Source organism: Caballeronia sordidicola (assembly GCF_002220365.1).
GTDB lineage: Bacteria > Pseudomonadota > Gammaproteobacteria > Burkholderiales > Burkholderiaceae > Caballeronia > Caballeronia sordidicola_C.
The window spans coordinates 1-1,520 of sequence record NZ_MTHB01000025.1 but is presented as its reverse complement, the minus strand read 5'-3'; the positions used below and the strand labels follow the sequence as shown (position 1 = coordinate 1,520).

Below are 1,520 nucleotides of genomic sequence, written 5' to 3'. Positions count from 1 at the left end.
TGAGTTATGGTCGAAAGTGGTGTTCGGGGTGAGGCAAGGATTTGAAGGCGGTGGCGGTTTAGCTGAGAATGTTGCTTGTCTAGAGTAACAACCAGCCAAACCGAGATCCACCACCAATGAAGAAGCTTACAGAAGAAACAAGCGCGGGTAAATCGGAAGCACGGCCCAGTGGGCTGGACGATTTGATTCAACAGGGCGCGCGGCAGATTGTCCAGCAAGCGATCGAGGCAGAATTGGCGGCATTGCTAGAAAGATACGACAACGTGAAGACCCTTGATGGACGACGGACTGTGATTCGCAATGGCTACCTGCCTGAGCGCGAGGTTGTCACGGCGATCGGCCCGGTCACCGTGAAGGTGCCGAAGGTTCGCGATCGCTCGGGTTCGGGCGTGAAGTTCAATTCGAACATCGTGCCACCCTACATTCGGAAGTCACCCCGCGTGTCAGCGGCGTTGCCTTGGCTGTATCTACGTGGCGTCTCGACCGGCGACATGGGCGAGGCGCTGAGCGTGCTGCTGGGCGAAGAGGCCAAAGGTCTTTCGCCCAACGTGGTCAGCCGTCTAAAGGCTCAGTGGGCCGATGAGCACGCCCTTTGGAATCAACGCGATCTGTCAAACGCGCGCTGGGTCTATTGGTGGGCTGACGGCATTCACACGGGGCTGCGCAGTGACGATTCGGACGGCCAGTGCTTGTTGGTCATCATCGGCGTGAAGCCGGACGGAACGAAAGAACGCGTGGCGATCGGCGACGGGTTCCGCGAGTCGAAGGACGCCTGGTGCGAGCTCTTGCTGGATCTGAAGGCACGAGGCCTACAAAGCGGTCCACTGCTCGCGGCTGGCGACGGGGCAATGGGTCTGTGGGCGGCATTGGCCGAAGTGTTTCCGAAGACGCGGCACCAGCGTTGCTGGTTCCACAAGACCGGAAATGTGCTCAACGCCTTGCCCAAATCACAGCACGGGCGGGCTAAAGCCGGCTTGCAGGAGATTTGGCAAGCCGCCACGCGCGAGGAGGCCCTCGCGGCCTTTAATCGCTTTACTGACGCTTATTCGGCCAAGTATCCAAAGGCGACGGAAAAACTCACGAAAGACAGCGATGAACTGCTTGCCTTCTATGACTTTCCTGCCGAACACTGGCAGCATTTGAGAACAACCAATCCCATTGAGTCGACCTTCGCCACAGTCCGACATCGAACAACCGTAAGCGGTCAACGAACCCGCCCGTTGCGGTGTTAGGTCAGATAGGTTAGCGATTAAACGGTCGGCTTACGAGCGGGCGTGCCAAGCTTCCACGGCAGCAATGCTTCGTAGTCGTCGGCGACTTTTGCGTACGGCAACGCCTTGAACAGATCGACCAGATACCGATATATATCAATGTCGTTGGCCTTGCAGGTTTCGATCAGCGAGTACAGGTTGAGACTTGCCTTGGCGCCCGCCACCGTGTCACTAAAGAGCCAATTTTTTCTTCCGACGACAAACGGTCTGATTGAATTTTCGCATGCGTTGTTACAAATCGGCCAAGCT

Annotated in this window: 1 protein-coding gene and 1 pseudogene; one reads left to right on the top strand and one right to left on the bottom strand. The window is 57.1% G+C overall.

The window, feature by feature from the left end; all coding sequences use genetic code 11:
* Positions 1-116: 116 nt before the first annotated feature.
* Positions 117-1,196, top strand: a pseudogene (locus BSU04_RS03475) (IS256 family transposase); the annotation flags it as partial.
* Between the two features lie 53 nt (positions 1,197-1,249).
* On the opposite strand, the gene BSU04_RS03470 reads toward BSU04_RS03475, so the two are convergent.
* A partial coding sequence (locus BSU04_RS03470) for a transposase domain-containing protein (RefSeq protein WP_144021109.1) occupies positions 1,250-1,520 on the bottom strand: 271 nt, incomplete at its 5' end.